This window comes from Streptomyces sp. V4I8, assembly GCF_041261225.1.
Classification (GTDB): Bacteria; Actinomycetota; Actinomycetes; order Streptomycetales; family Streptomycetaceae; genus Streptomyces.
The window spans coordinates 7366109-7385437 of the sequence record NZ_JBGCCN010000001.1 but is presented as its reverse complement, the minus strand read 5'-3'; the positions used below and the strand labels follow the sequence as shown (position 1 = coordinate 7385437).

Below are 19329 nucleotides of genomic sequence, written 5' to 3'. Positions count from 1 at the left end.
CCGCCCCTCGGCTGCGCCGCTGGGCCGGGCGCCTATGAGCTCGGGCCGCTGGGAAGGGTTGGCGACTGCGGGTGGTTGGGGGCTGATCGCGCGGTTCCCCGCGCCACGGGAGGGAGGGCTGCCGCCCCCTCAGGGCCAAATCCAGCCCCTCCGGCGTTCGAGGAGCGGGGTCTGGGGCGGAGCCCCAGAAGGATGGGACGGGTAGGGGCGACGGGGGCGGGAAACCCTCTCAGCCGGCCACCGCCACCGACGGCTCGCCCGACTCCACGCCGTCCGCCTCCATCTGCTCGGCCAGCTTCATGGCCTCCTCGATGAGGGTCTCGACGATCTTGGACTCGGGGACGGTCTTGATGACCTCGCCCTTGACGAAGATCTGGCCCTTGCCGTTGCCGGAGGCGACGCCGAGGTCGGCCTCGCGGGCCTCGCCGGGGCCGTTGACGACACAGCCCATGACGGCCACCCGGAGGGGGACCTCCATGCCGGTCAGGCCCGCCGTGACCTCCTCGGCCAGCTTGTAGACGTCGACCTGGGCGCGGCCGCAGGACGGGCAGGAGACGATCTCCAGGCCGCGCTGCTTGAGGTTCAGGGACTCCAGGATCTGGAGGCCGACCTTGACCTCCTCTGCGGGGGGCGCGCTCAGCGAGACGCGGATCGTGTCGCCGATGCCCTGGGAGAGGAGGGCGCCGAAGGCGACCGCGCTCTTGATCGTGCCCTGGAAGGCGGGACCGGCCTCGGTCACCCCGAGGTGGAGCGGGTAGTCGCACTGGGCGGCCAGCTGCTTGTACGCCTCGATCATGATGACCGGGTCGTTGTGCTTCACCGAGATCTTGATGTCCCGGAAGTCGTGCTCCTCGAAGAGGGACGCCTCCCAGAGCGCCGACTCGACCAGGGCCTCCGGGGTCGCCTTGCCGTACTTCTGCAGCAGGCGCCGGTCGAGCGAGCCGGCGTTGACGCCGATACGGATCGGGGTGCCGTGGTCGTTGGCGGCCCGCGCGATCTCCTTGACCTTGTCGTCGAACTGCTTGATGTTGCCGGGATTGACGCGCACCGCGGCGCAGCCGGCCTCGATCGCCGCGAACACGTACTTCGGCTGGAAGTGGATGTCCGCGATCACCGGGATCTGCGACTTGCGGGCGATGGTCGAGAGGGCGTCCGCGTCGTCCTGCGTGGGGCAGGCCACCCGCACGATCTGGCAGCCGGACGCGGTGAGCTCGGCGATCTGCTGGAGGGTGGCGCCGATGTCGGACGTACGGGTCGTCGTCATCGACTGCACCGAGACCGGGGCGTCGCCGCCCACCGCCACCGTCCCGACCTGGATCTGCCTGCTCTTCCGGCGCTCGGCGAGCTTGGTCGGAACGGACGGCATGCCGAGAGAAATCGCAGTCATGTGCTGTGCAACCCCAAGTCGTGGATCAAGGTCCGGTCCCGTCAGCAGCGGGCTCCAGGCTTCGAGATTACGGCACCGGGCCTCACCCCAGCACTCCCCCACCTCGAATGCACTCGGCGGGGGACCCCCACCGGCCCGTAAACCCACTCAATGGAAGGCGGCCCGGGACATACGATCCCGGGCCGCCTCGAACGCCGTGTGACTAGGAGATTCTGACCGGGTTAACCACGTCCGCCACGAGTACGAGGAGCGTGAAGCAGACGAAGATTCCTGCGACCACGTACGCCACCGGCATCAGCTTCGCCACATCGAACGGGCCCGGGTCCGGGCGGCGCAGCACCTTCGCCGTGGTGCGGCGCAGCGACTCCCACAGGGCGCCCGCGATATGGCCGCCGTCGAGCGGCAGCAGCGGGAGCATGTTGAAGAGGAACAGGGAGAGGTTGAAGCCGGCCAGCAGGAAGACGAAGGTGGCCAGCTGCTGCGAGGCCGGGATGTCGAGGGTCGCGATCTCGCCGCTCACCCTCGCCGCGCCGACGATGCCCATCGGGGAGTCCGGCTCGCGCGGGCCGTCGCCGAAGGCCGCGTCCCACAGTGCGGGGATCTTGGAGGGCAGGGCCACGAGGGAGTCGACGGCCTCGCCGACCCGGTCGGTCATCCAGGTCACCGAGTCGCCGAAGTCCTGTTTGACGACGCCGGTGGCGGCGCTGAAGCCGAGGAAGCCGGCCTGGACGTACTTGCCCTCGACGTACGCTCCGCCGGCGTCCTTCTTCACGACCCAGTTGGTGGCGATCGTCGCGTGCAGGGTCACTTCCTCGCCCTTGCGGTCGACGACGATCGGCACGTCCTTGCCGGCGCTGTCGCGGATGAGGTCGGAGAGGGTGTTCCAGTCCTCGGTGCGTACGCCGCCGAAGGAGACGATCCTGTCGCCGGCCTTCATGCCCGCGGCCGCGGCCGGGGACTTGTCGTCGGACGCCTTGCAGTCCTCGCGCTTCTCCTTCTGGTCGATGACGCACTGGGAGACCGAGCTGACGGTGGTGGTCTGCTGCTGGATGCCGAAGCCCATCAGCACGGTGAGGAACAGGCCCACCGCCAGGACGAGGTTCATGAAGGGGCCCGCGAACATCACGATGACCCGCTTCCACGGCTTGCGCGTGTAGAAGAGGCGGGTCTCGTCACCCGGCTTGAGCTCCTCGAACGCGGCCGAGCGGGCGTCCTCGATCATGCCGCGCCAGGGTGAGGTCGAGCGGGCTTCGAGACGGCCGTCGGGGCCGGGCGGGAACATGCCGATCATGCGGATGTAGCCGCCGAACGGGATCGCCTTGACGCCGTACTCGGTGTCGCCCCTCCTCCGCGACCAGAGGGTCGGCCCGAAGCCGACCATGTACTGCGGCACGCGGATGCCGAACAGCTTGGCCGTGGACAGGTGGCCCAGCTCGTGCCAGGCGATCGAGAAGAGCAGCCCGACCGCGAACAGCACTATGCCGAGGATGAACATCAGGGTCGTCATGCACGGGCCTCCGCCGTGTGTGCCGCCAGTTCCTGTGCCCGCCTGCGGGCCCAGGTCTCCGCTTCGAGGACGTCCGCGACGGTCAGGGAAGTTCCCGCCGGCGGGGTGCCGTGCTCCTCCACCACCCGCGTCACGGTCTCCATGATCCCGTTGAACGGCAGCGCGCCGGCCCGGAAGGCCTCCACGCTCTCCTCGTTGGCCGCATTGAACACCGCGGGTGCCGTGCCCGCGAGCTCTCCGACGTGGCGTGCCAGGTTGACCGACGGGAACGCGTCGTTGTCGAGGGGGAAGAACTCCCAGGTCGAGGCCTTGCTCCAGTCGAAGGTGGGCGCGGCGTCGGGAATACGTTCGGGCCAGCCGAGGCCGATGGCGATCGGCCCGCGCATGTCGGGGGGCGTCGCCTGGGCGATCGTGGATCCGTCCGTGAACTCAACCATCGAGTGAACATACGACTGGGGATGCACGACCACCTCAATGCGGTCGAAGGAAATGTCGTAGAGCAGGTGCGCCTCGATGACCTCCAGGCCCTTGTTGACCAGGGTCGCGGAGTTGATCGTGATGACCGGGCCCATGGCCCAGGTGGGGTGGGCCAGGGCGTCCTCGACCGTCACGTTCGCCAGCTCGGCCCTGGTGCGGCCGCGGAAGGGGCCGCCGGACGCCGTGACGACGAGCTTGCGGACGTCCGCGCGCGTGCCGGACGCCAGCGCCTGGAACAGGGCGGCGTGCTCGGAGTCGACCGGGATGATCTGCCCGGGCTTGGCGAGGGCCTTGACCAGCGGCCCGCCGACGATCAGGGACTCCTTGTTGGCGAGCGCGAGGGTACGGCCCGCCTCCAGGGCGGCGAGGGTGGGGGCGAGTCCGATGGAGCCGGTGATGCCGTTGAGGACGGTGTGGCAGTCGGAGGCGGCGACCTGGGTGGCGGCCTCCGGGCCGGCGAGGATCTCGGGGAGCGGCTCCCCCGTGCCGTACTGGGCGGCGAGCGCCTCGCGCAGGGCCGGTACGACGTCCTCGCGGGCGACCGCGACGGTCCGTGCCTTCAGCCGGTAGGCCTGCTCGGCGAGGAGGGCGACCCGGCCGCCGTTGGCGGACAGGGCGGTGACCCGGAACCGGTCGGGGTTGCGCAGCACGAGGTCGATGGCCTGGGTGCCGATCGAGCCGGTGGAGCCGAGGATCACCACGTCCTTGGGACCGTCGCCCGCTACGGGGTCGTAGACCAGGTGGGGGTCGGCGAGTGGGGCTGGACTGTCGCTCATTCCCCCATTGTGGCCGGAAGGACTGACAGGGAGGACAGGGCATCCCCATCGGGCGGGTAACAGGATGGTGAGGGGTCACCGCGGACAGTGACCCCTCACGGACTCTCGGGCCCTCTCGGGCCGTCGGTCACCTGATCGGGCGATGCACGTTCTCCCGCTGACTCGGGCCGGGCGTCGCGTCCGCGATCCACGGGGAGCCGTCGTCCGACGGGTCGACGATGCCCTGCTCCAGCCACTCGTACGTGCCCGACATCACGCCCTTGACGACCTTGCGGTCGAGGTCGTCGGTGTTGGACCACAGCCGGCCGAAGAGTTCCTCGATGCGCAGCCGGGACTGGTGGCAGAAGGCGTCGGCGAGCTGGTAGGCCTCGCGGCCGTGCTCGCCCTGGCCGCGCAGGTGCTCGGCGCGGACACAGGCCGCGCTCATCGCGAACAGTTCGGCGCCGATGTCGACGACCCGGCCGAGGAAGCCCTGCTTGGTCTCCATGCGGCCCTGCCAGCGGGACATGGCGTAGAAGGTGGAGCGGGCGAGCTTGCGGGAGGTGCGTTCGACGTAGCGCAGATGCGGGGAGAGGTCGACCTGACGTTTGAACTCGCCGTACGAGTACGGCAGCTGACCCTGGCCCGCGACCAGCTTCGGCAGCCACTTGGCGTAGAAGACGCCGGCGTTCGCGCCCGCCTTCGCCTTGTCCTGGAGGGACTTCTCGGGGTCGATGAGGTCACCGGCGACCGACAGGTGGGCGTCGACTGCCTCGCGGGCGATCAGGAGGTGCATGATCTCCGTCGAGCCCTCGAAGATGCGGTTGATGCGCAGGTCGCGCAGGACCTGCTCGGCGGGGACCGCGCGCTCACCGCGGGCCCGGAGCGACTCGGCGGTCTCGAAGCCGCGCCCGCCGCGGATCTGGACGAGTTCGTCGGCGATCGTCCAGGCCATCTCGGAGGCGTACAGCTTGGCGAGGGCGCCTTCGATGCGGATGTCGTTGCGGTCCTCGTCGGCCATCTGCGAGGCCAGGTCGGTGACGGCCTCCAGGGCGAAGGTGGTGGCCGCGATGAAGGAGATCTTCGAGCCGACCGCGTCGTGGTGGGCGAGCGGCTTGCCCCACTGTTCGCGGGCCGCCGACCACTCGCGGGCGATCTTCAGGCACCACTTGCCGGCGGCGACGCAGGACGCGGGGAGGGACAGCCGCCCTGTGTTGAGGGTGGTGAGGGCGATCTTGAGGCCGGCGCCCTCGGGGCCAATGCGGTTGGCAGCCGGCACGCGGACCTGGTGGAAGCGGGTGACGCCGTTCTCGATGCCGCGCAGGCCCATGAAGGCGTTGCGGTTCTCGACCGTGATGCCGGGCGAGTTGGTCTCCACGACGAAGGCCGTGATGCCGCCCTTGTGGCCCTCGGACTTCGGTACGCGTGCCATGACGACGAGGAGGTCGGCGACCACGCCGTTGGTCGTCCACAGCTTGACCCCGTCGAGGACGTAGTCGTCGCCGTCCGGTACGGCGGAGGTCGCGAGGCGGGCCGGGTCGGAGCCCACGTCGGGCTCGGTCAGCAGGAAGGCGCTGATGTCGGTGCGGGCGCAGCGCGGCAGGAACCGCTCCTTCTGCTCCGGGGTGCCGAACAGCTTCAGCGGCTGCGGTACGCCGATCGACTGATGGGCGGAGAGCAGGACGCCGATCGCCGGGGAGGCCGAGCCGGCCAGGGTGAGGGCCTTGTTGTAGTAGACCTGTCCGAGGCCGAGGCCGCCGTACTTGGTGTCGATCTTCATGCCGAAGGCGCCGAGTTCCTTGAGCCCGTCGATCACGTCGTCGGGGATGCGGGACTCGCGCTCGATCAGGGCGCCGTCGACCTTCGTCTCGACGAAGTCGCGCAGTTTGGCGAGGAACTCCTCGCCGCGCTGGGCGGCCTCGTCGGTGGGCATCGGGTGGGGGTGGATGAGGTCGAGGCGGAAGCGGCCGAGGAACAGTTCCTTGGCGAAGCTGGGCTTGCGCCATTCCTGTTGCCGGGCCGCCTCAGCCACTTGGCGGGCCTCACGCTCACTGACAGTAGGCTTCGTGGGTACTGCGGACATGAGGCTCACCTCGCCGCGAATCGGGATCTTGGGCCGTATGGTTACCGACGGGTGCTACCCGATCGTATGTACCCGATTCCGGACGACCCCACCACCCTGCGCGCAGCCGTTCAGCCGATGTTGACGGAGTACGCCTGGGTGTCCAGACGGCCCGTGCCCTTGAAGACCTCGGTGCCGGACTCGATGCCGGAGACGTATTTGTCGTTGCTGAGCAGATTGCGCCGGACGAGTGCCTGGGTGAAGTCGTCGAGGTTGAGCGTGGCCTTCGTGGTGTTGGCGCGGCGGACGAAGGAGTGGACCTTCCAGCCGATGTCGCCCTCGTAGATGTCCCACATCGCGCCGCCCAGGCTGACGCTGCCGTACTTGGTGCCCAGTGGCCCGGCGCCGCCCTGGCGGTTGAGCCAGATCATGACCTCGTCGGTGGGCTGGTCCTGCCAGTCCGCGGTGTTCTTGCCGTGCAGCCACAGGTCGTGGGCGACGTTCATGATGCCGGGGTCGGAGCTGACCGAGAACTCCCAGCTGGTCCGCACCGGCCTGCGGTCGCCGACGCGGATCGGCAGGCCCGTGGTCGCCTTGTCGACCTTCCAGCCCCAGTGCCAGCCGAGGACGGTGGACGCGTACGACTTCACGTCGTGGTCCTTGCCGGTGCCGCTGTTGGCCAGGCTGTAGTTCGTGCCCCAGGAGATCGTCGAGCCCGACCGGGAGTTGTCCCAGACGCACTGGGTGCCGGTGTACTTGCCCTCGTTCCAGAGGTTGTTGTTCACGTAGTACTTGCCCAGCGTGATCGTGTCGAAGGCCGCGCACTTCTTGCTCGACTCGTCCGCCTGGGCGACGGTGACGCCGGCGGCGGCCGCGAGGGCGACCGCGCCGGAGACGAGGGTCTTCGCCTTCTTGGACAGACGGGGGCGGCGGTGCTGCATGGGGGCGGTCCTTCCGGGGGGTGGATCGGTTGCGCGTGGATCGGTTACGCCCCCTCAGTGGCCGCGGAGCCCCCGGAAGGTTGCCGCCGGATCGGCGGGAACGCCCTCGACGTGCCCCGCTCCATGGCCCCCCACGGCCGGTCGTGGTAGGCAGGGACCCAAGCCCCGGAAGGCCGTCCCCGGCCCCGCGGCGCGCCCGGCGCCGACGCCCCGGCGAGAACGACACCGAGGATCGCGCGCCCCGCCGGAAATCGGAATCGAAGCGCTTCGACAACCTATGGACACCCACCCCCGGTGGAGCTACTGTCGAACCACCCTCACACCCGCCCCTGTACGTAGCGCGCACTGTCGAAGCGCTTCACAAAGCTTGGAGAGCTGGATGGTCACCCTCGCCGAGGTCGCCCAGCACGCCGGAGTCTCGGCGAGCACGGTGAGCTATGTCCTCAGCGGCAAGCGGTCCATCTCCGCGACCACCCGGACGCGGGTCGAGGAGAGCATCCGCGAACTCGGCTACCACCCGAACGCGGGCGCCCGCGCCCTGGCCAGCAGCAGGTCGAACATCATCGCGCTGATGATCCCGCTGCGCACCGACATGTACGTGCCGGTGATGATGGAGATCGCCATAGCGGTGGCCACCACGGCCCGCACCCACGGCTACGACGTCCTGCTGCTGACCGGCGAGGAGGGCCCCGACGCCGTTCGCCGCGTCACCGGCAGCGGCCTGGCCGACGCGATGATCCTGATGGACGTCCAGCTGGACGACGAACGGCTGCCGCTGCTGCGCGGCACCGACCAGCCGTCCGTGCTGATCGGGCTGCCGGCCGACACCTCCGGGCTGACCTGCGTCGATCTCGACTTCAAGGCGACCGGCGCGCTGTGTGTGGAGCATCTGGCGATGCTGGGGCACCGCGACATCGCTGTCATAGGAGAGGCCCCGGCCGTCTACGAGCGGCACACCGGTTTCGCCGAGCGCACGCTCGACGGGCTGCGGCTGCGTTCCCAGGAGCTGGGGATGCGCCTGCTGCACCGGCCGTGCGACGGCGGGTACGACGCGATGGCCGTCACCCTCGCCCGCATCCTCGACGAACGCCCGGGCACCACGGGGTTCGTCGTGCAGAACGAGTCGGCGGTCGAGCCGCTGCTCGCCCTGCTGCGCCAGCAGGGCCGTGCCGTGCCCGAGGACGTGTCGGTGGTCGGCGTCTGCCCCGACCAGGTCGCCGTCCAGGCCTCGGTGCGGCTGACGTCGGTCTCCATTCCCGCGCAGGAGATGGGCCGGCATGCCGTGGAGCAGCTGGTCGCCAAGCTCGAGGGGCGCGGGAGCGACGAAGTCGTGCTGATCGCCCCCGAGTTGACCAACCGGGCGAGCACGGGCCCGGCGCCGTCCGCCTCCCACTGACCGTCCCGCCCACACTCCAGTCACCCCCTCCCCCACCCCCCTCACCGTGCCTCTCCCGGGCACCCCCTTGTCTGCACCCGCTGCCCTCTTCAGGAGAGCCACGTGAATCAGTCTGCCGAAAACCAGCCCCAGCCAGGCACGGTCAGCCTCGCGCAGTCCTCCCCGACCGTCGGCACGTTCCGCGAGCGGGACGGCGCACTGGAGTGGAGCGGTCGCCAGGAGACCGTACGGGTCGAGCCGTGGGGTCCTGACGCGGTCCGGGTCCGTGCCCGGCTCGGCGGCCCCATTCTCGACGGGCTGCCCGGCGCGCTCCTGGAGTCCGCCCCGGCGACCGAGTCCACCGTCAAGATCGAGGACGGGGTGGGGGTCCTGACCGTCGGGGCACTGACCGTCGAGGTCGACGCCGAGGGCCTGATCCGGTTCCTGCGCACCGAGGACGGCACGGAGGTGCTCGCCGAGGAGCGCGCGCACTTCTGGTGGCCGGGCTCGCGCCTGTACACCGCCGTCGGCAACGGCTACCACCGCCTGGAGCAGCGCTTCGCCGCCTACGAGGACGAGAAGCTGTACGGCCTCGGCCAGCACCAGCACGGCCGGTTCGACCAGAAGGGCCTGGTCCTCGACCTGGTCCAGCGCAACGCCGAGGTCGGCATCCCGGTCCTGTCCTCCAGCCGTGGCTACACCCTGCTGTGGAACAACCCGGCGATCGGCCGCGTGGAGCTCGCCCACAACGGCACCCGGTGGGTCGCCGACTCCGCCCGCCAGATCGACTACTGGATCACCGCGGGCAGCCCGGCCGACGGCCAGCGCCGCTACAGCGCGGCGACCGGGCGTACGCCGATGCTGCCGGAGTGGGCGGCCGGCTTCTGGCAGTGCAAGCTGCGCTACCGCACCCAGGACGAACTCCTCGCCGTGGCGCGGGAGTACAAGCGGCGCGGCCTGCCCATCGACGTCATCGTCTGCGACTTCTTCCACTGGACCCACCTCGGTGAGTGGAAGTTCGACCCGAAGGAGTGGCCGGACCCGGCGGCGATGGTGCGCGAGCTGGACGAGCTCGGCATCAAGCTCGTCGTGTCCGTCTGGCCGTCGGTCTCCCCGCTCTCCGAGAACCACCCGGTCATGGAGCAGCGCGGCTACTTCATCGGCACCCAGTACGGGCCGATGGCCCACGCCGACTGGCCCGACAAGGAGGTGGCCTCCACGGTCCAGGTGGCGTTCTACGACGCCACCAACCCCGACGCCCGTGAGTTCGTGTGGTCCAAGGTCAAGCGGAACTACCTCGACCAGTACGGCATCACGGCCTTCTGGCTGGACGCCTGCGAGCCGGAGCTGAAGCCGGGCTTCCAGGAGAACCTGCGCTACTGGACGGGTCCGGGCCTGGAGGTCGGCAACATCTACCCGGCCGAGAACGCCCGCACCTTCTACGAGGGCCTGCTCGCGTCCGGCGAGGAGGAGATCGTCACCCTCAACCGCTCCGCCTGGGCGGGCAGCCAGCGCTACGGCGCCGCCCTGTGGTCCGGCGACATCGGGACCGACTTCCCGACCCTGCGCCGCCAGATCGCGGCCGGCCTCAACACCGCGCTGTCCGGCATCCCCTGGTGGAACACGGACATCGGCGGCTTCCACGGCGGCGACCCGGACGACCCGGCCTACCGCGAGGTGATGGTCCGCTGGTTCCAGTTCGGCGCCCTGTCCCCGCTGATGCGCCTGCACGGCTTCCGCGACCCGGGCATGCCGCTCGGCCCGCAGATGACCGGCGGTCCGAACGAGGTGTGGTCCTACGGCGAGGAGGCCGGCGCGATCCTGGAGCAGTACCTGCGGCTGCGCGAGCGCCTGAAGCCGTACGTGCTCGATGTCATGCGCGAGGCCCACGAGGAGGGCCTGCCGGTGATGCGGCCGCTGTTCCTGGAGTTCCCGGAGGACGAGGCCGCCTGGTCGGTCGACGACGCCTATCTGTTCGGGCGTGACCTGCTGGTCGCGCCGGTCCTCACGGCCGGGGCCACCACCTGGACGACGTATCTTCCGGCGGGGGCGCACTGGACGGACGCGTGGACCGGGGAGACGTACGAGGGCGGTACGACCGTGACGGTCGACGCCCCGCTGGACCGCATCCCGCTGTTCCTGCGGGACGGGGCACGGCTGCCTGTAGCGGAGTAGCCGTGTCGGAGGGGGTGGCCGGACGGTGGAGGTCTTCCGGCCACCCTCCTCCGCATGTCCGGCCAACTTCCGTTCGCCGCAGGAGAGTTCGGCGGGGTAGGTTCTCCGGATGTCCTCGTCTCCGCTCGCTCTCGCCCTCGCCAATCTGCTGGTGCGCCCGGCCTTCGGCTCGCGGCGCGATCCCGGCCGGGTCTTCGACAGGATCGCCGTAGCGGCCGGGGAAGCGCCCGGTGACCGGCAGTTCGTGGAGGACTTCCGGTCGTTGCTGGGCTGGTGGGCGCGGGCCGACCGGCTCACCCCGGTCGGCTGGCAGTCGGCGCAGGTGCATGTGCGCCGCCATCTCACCAACCGGGCCCGTGTCCGGCGGCTGATCGCCGAGCGTCCGGAGATCGAGCGGGAGCCGATCGAGCGGCCGGTGTTCGTCGTGGGCCTGCCCCGCACGGCGACCACCGTCACCCACGCCGTGCTGTCGCTGTCGGACGAACACCGCAGCCCGCTGCTGTGGGAACTGCTGGCACCCGACCTGGAGTTGGCGCCCCGGCAGCGGCGAAAGGCGATCACGGCCGGGCGCCGGATGGTCCAGGGCACCGACCTGTTCGCACCGCGCTTCCGTGACATCCACGCGATGGCGGCCGAGGGCCCGGAGGAGTGTACGTTCGCGCTCCCGCACGCCCTGATGCCGTTCTCCCAGGCCCGTATCCCCGAGTACCGGGACTGGCACTGCGAGCGGGACTTCGTCCCCGACTACCGGTACCTCAAGCAGGTCTACCAGGTGCTCCAGTACGGCCGCCCGCGCCGCCGCTGGATGCTGAAGTCCCCCATGCACCTGGAGAACCTGGACGCCCTGCTCTCCGTGTTCCCCGACGCCACGATCGTGTGGTGCCACCGCGACCCGGTCACCGCCGTGGCGTCCTTCTGCAGTCTGATCGAGCACGGCATGGCGGTCAGCACCCGTCCGCCGGACCTGGCCGGCATCGGCGCCGCCTGGCTCGACCTGTTGAGCCGCGCGATGACGCGCGGTCTGGCGGCCCGGGCCGGCATTCCCGCGGAGCAGCTGGTGGACGTGCCGTACTCCTGGCTGGGCTCGGATCCGGAGTCCGGCGCCCCCAAGCTCTACGCGGCCGTCGGCGCCCGTTGGACCGAGTCCCGGGCGGCCCGCCTCCCCGGGGCCGTGGCCCGCCCCAAGGGCACCCGGCGTCACACCTACGACCTGGCCCGCTACGACCTGACCCGGGCCGAGGTGGAATCCGCCTTCGCGGACTACAACGCACTGCGGGCCGAGGTCGACCGCGCCTGACGCAAGCGACAGGAGCGGACCGGCCCCGGCCCTGATGACACCTCAGCTGCTGCTGACGGTCAGGTTGTTGGTGGTGAAGTCCAGGCCGCCGGACGACGAGGTGATCTCGTAGCCGAACTGGACGTCACCGATGGTCTCGCTGGAGGACATCCAGCCCTTGGTGCCCGAGATCCAGGTGAGGATCGGCTTGATGTTCACGGTTCCGGACGTGGAGTCGGAGGTCCGCAGGAATGAGAAGACCTCGTTGGCGCCGTTGTTGCCCTTGTAGACGGTCCAGGTGTGGCCGCCGAGGGTGACGTTGCCCTGCGAGGTGCCGAGCGGGCCGACGGCTCCGTTGTAGTTGACCCAGAGCATGATCTCGTAGTCGTAGTCGGTGTCCCAGATGTCGTACGACGTGTTGTACGCGCCGGACGACGGGACGGTGACGTTGTAGCTGCTGGTGAGCGAGCCGAGAGAGGCGATCGTCTTGTTGATCACCTTCTTGGAGTTGGGGTAGGACTTGATGCCGCCGGTGTTGGGGTGGTTGGCCCAGACACCCCAGTTGGTGCCGGAGTTGGCCCATATGCACTGGCTGCCGGCGCCGGAGCCCCAGATGTTGTTGTAGAGCGTGTAGCCGTTCAGGCTGGTGTTGCCCCACTGGTCGCAGGAGTTCCAGACCGCGGCCGAGGCGGGGGCGGAGGCCAGTCCGACGGTGGCGCCGACGGCCATCGCCGGGGCCAGCACGGCCATGGTGATCTTGCGCAGTGCGCTCTTTGCCATGGTGTCCCTTTCCATGGGTGGGGGGAATTGCGGGGGATTTGCGGGGGGGATTACCACGTCCCCAGGGTGAGGACGTGGTCTTCCCCGGCGACGAGGTCGAGCGGTTGTGCGTCGCCGGGGGAAGTCCGGAGTTCGATGCGGAGGGAGCGGGACGGCCTGAGGACGGCCGTGGCTCCCTCGGGCGTCCAGGTCAGGTCGACCTCGGCGCCGAACCGGGTGCGGACGCCCCGGAGCCGGCCCTCCCGGAAGGTGGGGGGAAGGGCGGGCAGCAGGACCAGCCGGTCCGGGGTCGACTGCACGAGCATCTCGATCAGTACGGCGGGCAGGGTGTGCGCGGCGTCCGCGTAGTACACGTCCCGTTTCGGGTAGTGGGCGCTCATCAGGGAGGTGTGGAAGAAGTCGCCACCCAGGACCTGGTCGAGGGCGTGAGCGATCCGGTCGCCGTCCCGGAGGCGGGCCGCGATCAGGGCGTGGTGCAGGTGGCCGTGCGCGGAGTCGTTCTCGGCGCCGCGCAGTGCGAGGGCACGGTGGGCGGCCGCCGCGAGGTCGGGGGTGTCGTACGGGGTGATCTCGTCGAGCGGCCAGACGCCGTAGAGGTGGCTGAGGTGACGGTGGTCGTAGGTGTCCTCCAGGCCGGGCCAGGCCCATTCGGCGAGGGCACCGTCGGCGTTGATCCGGTGCGGCGGCAGGCGGTCGGCGAGCCCGCGCCAGCGGTCGGCGTGCTCCGGGTGGTAGTCGGCGGCCGTGAGCAGCGCGTGCCGGGCCGCCGAGAGGTCCATGGCCGCGTTGAGCGTGCCCCAGCTCGCGTTCGCCGGGCGGTTCTCGGGTGAGTAGGAGGGGACGACGACCAGCCGGCCGTCGTCGTCGGTCCGGGTGAGGAAGTCCTCGTAGAAGCGGCCGACTTCGGCGAGGGCGGCGGCGGTGCGCGGGTCGCGGGCGCCATAGGTCTCGTCGTGGTCGACGAGGGGTTTGAGCAGCCAGTCGGCGCCGGCGGTCCACAGGTGCAGGGGGTATTCGCGGCTGAAGTGGTACGAGTGGCCCGACTCGCCGTCGGTGTGGGCGGGGGCCACCACCCCCCGGGTGCCGAAGACCGCGCGGGCGTTGTCGCGCCAGTCGGGCAACTGGCGTTGGATCAGCGCGGCGTGGGCCGCGGTGACCTCGGGGAGGGCGGCGGCCGCGGCGGAGGCGGTCTGCAGGTTGAGGTTGGCGTCGTTGGTGAACGCGCCCGACCAGGCCGTGTTCCAGTCGCCGGTCCACAGGCCGGTCAGCCGGGGCGGGAGGAGGCCGCTGGCGGACAGCAGGTGGTAGCGGCCGGCCGCGAACAGCCGCTCCAGCAGGGCGGCGGCGTGCGGCCGCTTCAGCAACTCGGAGCCGGGCAGGGCCCGTTCGGCCGGGGCGGCGGCGAGGTCGAGGGTGACGCGCTCGTAGGCGGTGCGGTGGAGGGCGACATGGCGCGAGAGGAGTTCGTCGTACTCCAGGGCCGCCAGCTCGCGCAGGGCGCGGCCCTCCGCGCTCACGTCGAGTTCGCCGGTGTGCCGGCGCACGCGGGTGAGGAGCAGGACGGAGCGGGCTCCCTCGATGTGCGCGCCCGGAGGGACTTTCGCGACACGCCCCAGGGCCGTCGTGCCGCCGGTGACGGCGATCAGCGTGACGCCGGTGAAGGCGCGGTCGCTCCCGGGGTAGCGGGCGCGCAGGCTCAGCAGGGCGCCCTCGGGGGTGAGGACTGCTCCGTGGCCGACGGCCAGTCCGGCGGGGGCGCCGGGGAGGCCGTGGTCCAGGGAGATGCCGAGGGCGGCGCCGGGGGCCGTGACGCGCTGGACGATCACGTCGTCGGCGCGGGAGACGAAGACCTCGCCGGTCCAGCCGGCGCACTCCGCCCGGACGACGCCCGTGGCGAAGTCGACGGACCGGCGGTAGCCGTGCCCTTCGCCGGGCGCCCTGTGCAGCCGGATCTGGAAGGCGGGGTGGAAGGGCTGCACCCACTGGAGCGGGCGGCCGTCGGTGAAGCTCTCCGCGGCGGAGCGGTCGCCCGCCAGGAGGCGGTCCTGGAGGGCGGGGAGTTCGGCGGCGAGCCGCGGGGGCCGGGGGTCGCTGCCGTTGGGACGCACCAGGGTGTGATGGGTGACGATGACACGGTCGTCGTTCGGGTCACCGAACACTAGGGCGCCGTGGTGGCCGTTGCCGCTGAGGAAGGCGTCCTCCCAGCGGGCGGCCGGCTGCGGCTCCCAGGTGCCGTGGACCGGGGTTCGGGTCATGGCCGCAGTACCGCCACGTCGTAGCGGCCGAGGGTGAGCCGGTCCGTGACGGCCGACCCCGTCAGCAGGTCGTGGTGGGTGCCGGGCACCTCCACGGTCACCGGCTCACGGCCGTGGTTCAGCACGAACAGCACCTCGCCCCGGCGTACCGCCTCGACGTGGTCCGGGAGGCCGTCGAGCACCGGCCGGGCGCCCGTGCCGGCCGCGATGCGGGCCAGCAGGTCGCGCAGCGCGTCCGGCTCCGGGAGCGTGGAGACGTACCAGGCCCGGTCCTTGCGCAGGACGGCGGGCAGTCCGTCGAGTTCACCGCCCTTGTACGGGAGGGTCTCGTCGGCGGTGGCGTCGGCCTCCAGTTCCTCGGACCACAGGGATCCCCGGAAGCCCTCGCAGGCGACGGTCTCCCCGGCGTCCAGCGGCCACCACTCGTGCAGGGTCCGGATGCCGAACAGCTCGCGCAGCCGGGCGTCCATGCCGCCGGGCCGGACCCGGTCGTCCTCGTCGGCGACGCCGGTGAGGAAGCCGCAGACGAGGGTGCCGCCCTGGCGGACGTAGGCGAGGAGGTTCTCGATCGCCGCGTCCGTGAGGAGGTACAGCTGCGGTACGACGACGAGCCGGTACGCGGACAGGTCGTGCTCGGGGTGGGCGAAGTCGGTGGTGAGGTGGGCCTGCCACAGGGCGCGGTGCCAGCTCTTGAGTACGTCGGCGTGGTCGACCCGCTGGGACAGGCGGCCGTCCTGGGCGCCGGCCCACCAGGCGTGCCAGTCGTGCAGGACGGCGACGTCGGCGCCGCTGTGCCGGCCCGACACCTCCGGAGCGATCCTCGCGAGGTCCGCGCCGAGCTGCTTGACCTCCTGGTACGTACGGCCGTCCTCGCCGGCGTGGCTGACCATGCCGGAGTGGAACTTCTCCGCGCCCTGCCGGGACTGCCGCCACTGGAAGTAGCAGACGGCGTCGGCGCCGCGGGCCACGGCCTGGAGGGACCACAGGCGGTTGAGGCCCCGGGGCTTGGGGTGGTTGACGCCCCGCCAGTTGACCGGCCCGGCCGCCTGCTCCATGAGCATCCAGGGCCCGCGTGCCTGGGAGCGGGTCATGTCCTGCACGAGGGCGCCGTTCTGGGCGCCGAGCGGGTCGCGCGGGTCGGGGTAGATGTCGACGGAGACCACGTCCTCCTCCTCGGCCCAGCGCCAGGCGTCCTGCCCGAACCACAGCGGCATGAAGTTGCTGGTGACCGGGAGGTGCGGGGTGTGGCGGCGGACGATGTCGCGCTCGGCGACGTAGCACTCCAGGAGCATGTCGGAGGTGAAGCGCCGGAAGTCCAGGACCTGGGTGGGGTTGCGCATGTAGTGCGGCAGGCGGGGCGGCAGGATCCCGTCCCAGGTGTCGTAGCCCTGGCTCCAGAAGGCGGTGCCCCAGGCCTCGTTGAGGGTGTCGAGGGTGCCGTACCTCTCCCGCAGCCAGCGGCGGAAGGCGGCCGCGGCCTCGTCGCCGTAGTCGAAGGTGCAGTACTCGTTGTTGATGTGCCACATCGTCAGGGCCGGGTGGCCGCCGTAGCGGGCGGCCAGGTCCTCGGTGATGGCGGCGGCGTAGCGCCGGTAGGTGGCGCTGGAGTGCGAGAAGTGCTGCCGGCCGCCCCACCACTCGGTGCGGCCGTCCTCGGTGACGGGCAGCGTGTCGGGGTGCAGCCGGCCCATCCAGGGCGGGGGCGAGGAGGTCGGGGTGGCGAGGACGACGCCGATGCCGTTCTCGTGCATCAGGTCCATCAGCGTGTCCAGCCAGCCGAACTCCCGTGCGCCCGGCTCCGGTTCCAGCCTCGACCAGGAGAAGACACCGAGGGTGACCGAGTTGACGCCGGCGGCCTTCATCAGGCGGACGTCCTCGTGCCAGGTCTCCTCGGGCCACTGCTCGGGGTTGTAGTCGCCGCCGAAGAGGAGCCGCCCACGGGTGGCGTCGCTCAGGGCGGGCCCTTCTCGCTCCGGCATCAGACGGGCTCCCCGTACTGCGCACCCCGACCGTTGGTGGCGACGTAGACACGGCCGTACACCCTCGGGTCGCCGGTGATGGCGGCGCCGGTCCAGCCCCACTGGTGCTGGTCGTCGTTGATCCGCGTCCAGCTCTTCGCCTCGTCGTCGGAGCGGTACACGGCGGTGATCGTCTCGGTGGAGCCGACCATGTAGACCGCCGGGTAGGAGGCGCCCTGGGCGGCCTTGCCGAAGCCGAGGGTGTACGAGGCCCCGCAGCTGCTGACCTTGGTGAAGGCGGCGCCGCCGTCGGTGGAGCGGTACAGCCCGTTCCACTTGAGGCTCAGCCACAGGTCACCGGACCGGCCCGGGGCAGCGGCCAGCTGGAACTCCTTGTCGCCGGACTGCAGACCGGTGGCCCGGGCGGCGAAGGTCAGGCCGCCGTCGGTGCTGGCGTGGAGGGTGCCGGTGGCGGTGTCGAAGGCGTAGAAGCGCTTCGGGTCGACCGGGTCCGCGACCAGCGCGGCGCCCTTCGGCAGGGAGGCGACCTCGGCCCAGGTGGCGCCGTTGTCGGCCGAGCGCTGGGTCGGGTAGATGGTGCCATCCCAGTGCGCGAAGGACCACAGCAGCACACTGCCGTCGGCGTTGGTGACGATCGGCCCCGGGGCGTCCTTGGCGATCGCGGGCTGCGTCTTGAAGGGCGCCCACGTCTGCCCGCCATCGTTCGAGTAGGCGCCGTTGCCGTTGTCCCCCCAGCCGGTCCGGACGACGTACGACGGCTTGGCCGCCGCCAGGGCGAGACCGGTGGCCGACCCGAACACGGGGTTCGAGGCCATGCCGCGCGAGGGCGACGCCGTGAGCGACTCGTGGTACATCACGCCGATGTCGCCGTTGCCGCTGATCAGATGCGCTGTTCCGGCCGGGGGCGAGATCAGCTGGCGTACGGACGCCTCCTCCAGGCCGCGGATCTGCGGGGCCCAGTGCTTCAGGTCCCGCGTGCCGTAGAGGGTCGCGCCGGTGCCGTAGACGACGTGCTTGGAGTCGTAGGGGTCGACGGCGACGGCCTGGATCCACCAGCCGAACTTGGGCGCGTCGGCGCCGAAGGTGAGGAAGGGGGTCTCGGAGACGTCGAGGACGGCCTTGTCCTTCAGGGACTTCCAGCTGCGGCCGCCGTCGGTGGTCCGGTACAGGGTGTCGACCAGCGTCCAGCGGTTGTTGGTGGAGACGACGACGGTGCCGGGCCGGCGGGCGTCGACGGCGACACCGCCGTAGGCGAAGGTGTCGGTCCCGCCGTCGCTCGTCGCCCCGCCGGGCTTCACCGGGGTGACCTCGGTCCACTTCCCGTCGATGGTGCGCAGCTTGTGCACGCTGCCGTCGGACTGCCCGTTGGGGCCGGGCGCGTTGCCGTACGTCACGTACAGCTCGCGCGTGTGCTTGTCGTACGCGGCGCGGATCGGCACCTTGGCCGCGGTGCCGGTCGGCTGACCGGGAACGGCCTCCCAGGTCGTGCCGTCGGAGGTGCGGTACAGGCTGGGCTTGCCGGCGGTGCCGTCGGAGTCGCCCCAGCCGGCGTAGACGCTGCGGCCCGCGGCGACGAGGAGCGTGATGCCCTGGCCGGTGGCGCTGGGCGTGGCCGGGAAGCTCGCGGCCTGCCAGGTGGCGCCCCGGTCGGTCGACTTGAGCAGCCCGTCGTGCCGCGTGCCCAGCCACAGCGTGTCGCTGTCCCGCGGATCCACGAGCAGCCGCTCCCCCGCACCCCGCCCGTCCTCGTTGGCCCCGAGCTTCACGGTGAGGTCGGTGCGCTTCCAGGTGGCGCCGCGGTCGTCGGACCGCAGCACGGCCCCGTTGCCGGCCCACGACTGGGCGTAGGTGCCGAGGGAGAGGTACACCCGGTTCGGGTGGGCCGGGTCGACGGCCATGGCCTCCACGCCGAGCAGGTTCCAGTCGTCCCAGCCGAGGTGGTCGGTCAGCGGGATCCAGCGGTCGGTCCGGTCGTCCCAGCGGTAGGCACCCCCGATGTCGGTACGGGCGTAGGCGAGGCCGCGGACGGAGGGGTGGAAGAGAACGCCGGTGACGAATCCGGTGCCGCCCATGACGGCGGTGCGCCAGCGGTAGGCTCCGCCGGCGGCGGCCACGGGGGCGGGCGCGGCGAGGGCCGCTTGCCCTGCCAGGGGCGGAAGGGCTGTGAGCGCGGCGGCGGCCGCGGTCCCGGCGAGAACTGTTCTTCTGCTGGGCTGGGACGAGCGCATGACGTACCTCGTTCTTACAAAGGGGGGATGCGGATACCTACCTAGGGGCGCGGGGAACTGCGCGACCAGCCACAACGAAGCCGCAGACGGCGAACAACCGGTGGCCCTGTGGCGCTGTTCTCCCAAAAGTGA

Annotated in this window: 12 protein-coding genes; 3 read left to right on the top strand and 9 right to left on the bottom strand. The window is 71.0% G+C overall.

The window, feature by feature from the left end; genetic code table 11:
* Positions 1–229 precede the first annotated feature (229 nt).
* From ispG to ABIE67_RS33640, 5 genes are all read right to left on the bottom strand, one after another.
* Positions 230–1387 (bottom strand): flavodoxin-dependent (E)-4-hydroxy-3-methylbut-2-enyl-diphosphate synthase, encoded by a 1158-nt coding sequence (gene ispG, locus ABIE67_RS33660; RefSeq protein ID WP_370265145.1) that lies wholly within the window; start codon positions 1385–1387, stop codon positions 230–232.
* A gap of 202 nt (positions 1388–1589) precedes the next feature.
* Entirely contained in the window at positions 1590–2882 is a 1293-nt protein-coding gene (locus ABIE67_RS33655) for an RIP metalloprotease (RefSeq protein ID WP_370269199.1), read from the bottom strand.
* Between the two features lie 8 nt (positions 2883–2890).
* The gene (gene dxr, locus ABIE67_RS33650) at positions 2891–4147 is read right to left on the bottom strand and encodes a 1-deoxy-D-xylulose-5-phosphate reductoisomerase (RefSeq protein ID WP_370265144.1); all 1257 of its coding nucleotides are present in this window, start codon (positions 4145–4147) and stop codon (positions 2891–2893) included.
* A 127-nt stretch (positions 4148–4274) separates the two neighbouring features.
* Entirely contained in the window at positions 4275–6209 is a 1935-nt protein-coding gene (locus ABIE67_RS33645; protein WP_370265143.1) for an acyl-CoA dehydrogenase family protein, read from the bottom strand.
* Between the two features lie 110 nt (positions 6210–6319).
* A complete protein-coding gene (locus ABIE67_RS33640) occupies positions 6320–7129 on the bottom strand; it encodes an endo-1,4-beta-glucanase (RefSeq protein ID WP_370265142.1) in 810 nt (269 codons plus the stop codon).
* A 379-nt stretch (positions 7130–7508) separates the two neighbouring features.
* Here ABIE67_RS33640 and ABIE67_RS33635 point away from each other — a divergent pair, with 379 nt between their 5' ends.
* From ABIE67_RS33635 to ABIE67_RS33625, 3 genes are all read left to right on the top strand, one after another.
* A complete protein-coding gene (locus tag ABIE67_RS33635; protein WP_370265141.1) occupies positions 7509–8525 on the top strand; it encodes a LacI family DNA-binding transcriptional regulator in 1017 nt (338 codons plus the stop codon).
* Between the two features lie 102 nt (positions 8526–8627).
* The gene (locus ABIE67_RS33630; RefSeq protein ID WP_370265140.1) at positions 8628–10679 is read left to right on the top strand and encodes a TIM-barrel domain-containing protein; all 2052 of its coding nucleotides are present in this window, start codon (positions 8628–8630) and stop codon (positions 10677–10679) included.
* A 109-nt stretch (positions 10680–10788) separates the two neighbouring features.
* The gene (locus ABIE67_RS33625) at positions 10789–11976 is read left to right on the top strand and encodes a sulfotransferase (protein ID WP_370265139.1); all 1188 of its coding nucleotides are present in this window, start codon (positions 10789–10791) and stop codon (positions 11974–11976) included.
* A gap of 42 nt (positions 11977–12018) precedes the next feature.
* Here ABIE67_RS33625 and ABIE67_RS33620 read toward each other — a convergent pair whose 3' ends face one another.
* From ABIE67_RS33620 to ABIE67_RS33605, 4 genes are read right to left on the bottom strand one after another with little or no spacing between them, the layout of a single operon-like run.
* Positions 12019–12735, bottom strand: a complete 717-nt coding sequence (locus ABIE67_RS33620) for a hypothetical protein (protein WP_370265138.1) — start codon at positions 12733–12735, stop codon at positions 12019–12021.
* Between the two features lie 50 nt (positions 12736–12785).
* Positions 12786–14990, bottom strand: coding sequence for a glycoside hydrolase N-terminal domain-containing protein (locus ABIE67_RS33615; protein WP_370265137.1), 2205 nt, complete (start codon positions 14988–14990; stop codon positions 12786–12788).
* The gene (locus ABIE67_RS33610) at positions 14987–16969 is read right to left on the bottom strand and encodes a beta-galactosidase (RefSeq protein WP_370265136.1); all 1983 of its coding nucleotides are present in this window, start codon (positions 16967–16969) and stop codon (positions 14987–14989) included. The genes ABIE67_RS33615 and ABIE67_RS33610 overlap by 4 nt, the downstream gene beginning before the upstream one ends.
* Positions 16969–19197, bottom strand: coding sequence for a 1,4-beta-glucanase (locus ABIE67_RS33605; protein WP_370265135.1), 2229 nt, complete (start codon positions 19195–19197; stop codon positions 16969–16971). Before ABIE67_RS33605 ends, ABIE67_RS33610 begins: the two co-directional genes overlap by 1 nt.
* Positions 19198–19329: the final 132 nt, after the last annotated feature.

Excerpts from the sequence above, each read along its gene's own strand:
- ispG (WP_370265145.1), bottom strand. The coding sequence starts at position 1,387 with ATGACTGCGATTTCTCTCGGCATGCCGTCCGTTCCGACCAAGCTCGCC.
- ABIE67_RS33655 (WP_370269199.1), bottom strand. The coding sequence starts at position 2,882 with ATGTTCATCCTCGGCATAGTGCTGTTCGCGGTCGGGCTGCTCTTCTCG.
- dxr (WP_370265144.1), bottom strand. The coding sequence starts at position 4,147 with ATGAGCGACAGTCCAGCCCCACTCGCCGACCCCCACCTGGTCTACGAC.
- ABIE67_RS33645 (WP_370265143.1), bottom strand. The coding sequence starts at position 6,209 with ATGTCCGCAGTACCCACGAAGCCTACTGTCAGTGAGCGTGAGGCCCGC.
- ABIE67_RS33640 (WP_370265142.1), bottom strand. The coding sequence starts at position 7,129 with ATGCAGCACCGCCGCCCCCGTCTGTCCAAGAAGGCGAAGACCCTCGTC.
- ABIE67_RS33635 (WP_370265141.1), top strand. The coding sequence starts at position 7,509 with ATGGTCACCCTCGCCGAGGTCGCCCAGCACGCCGGAGTCTCGGCGAGC.
- ABIE67_RS33625 (WP_370265139.1), top strand. The coding sequence starts at position 10,789 with ATGTCCTCGTCTCCGCTCGCTCTCGCCCTCGCCAATCTGCTGGTGCGC.
- ABIE67_RS33620 (WP_370265138.1), bottom strand. The coding sequence starts at position 12,735 with ATGGCAAAGAGCGCACTGCGCAAGATCACCATGGCCGTGCTGGCCCCG.
- ABIE67_RS33615 (WP_370265137.1), bottom strand. The coding sequence starts at position 14,990 with ATGACCCGAACCCCGGTCCACGGCACCTGGGAGCCGCAGCCGGCCGCC.
- ABIE67_RS33610 (WP_370265136.1), bottom strand. The coding sequence starts at position 16,969 with ATGCCGGAGCGAGAAGGGCCCGCCCTGAGCGACGCCACCCGTGGGCGG.
- ABIE67_RS33605 (WP_370265135.1), bottom strand. The coding sequence starts at position 19,197 with ATGCGCTCGTCCCAGCCCAGCAGAAGAACAGTTCTCGCCGGGACCGCG.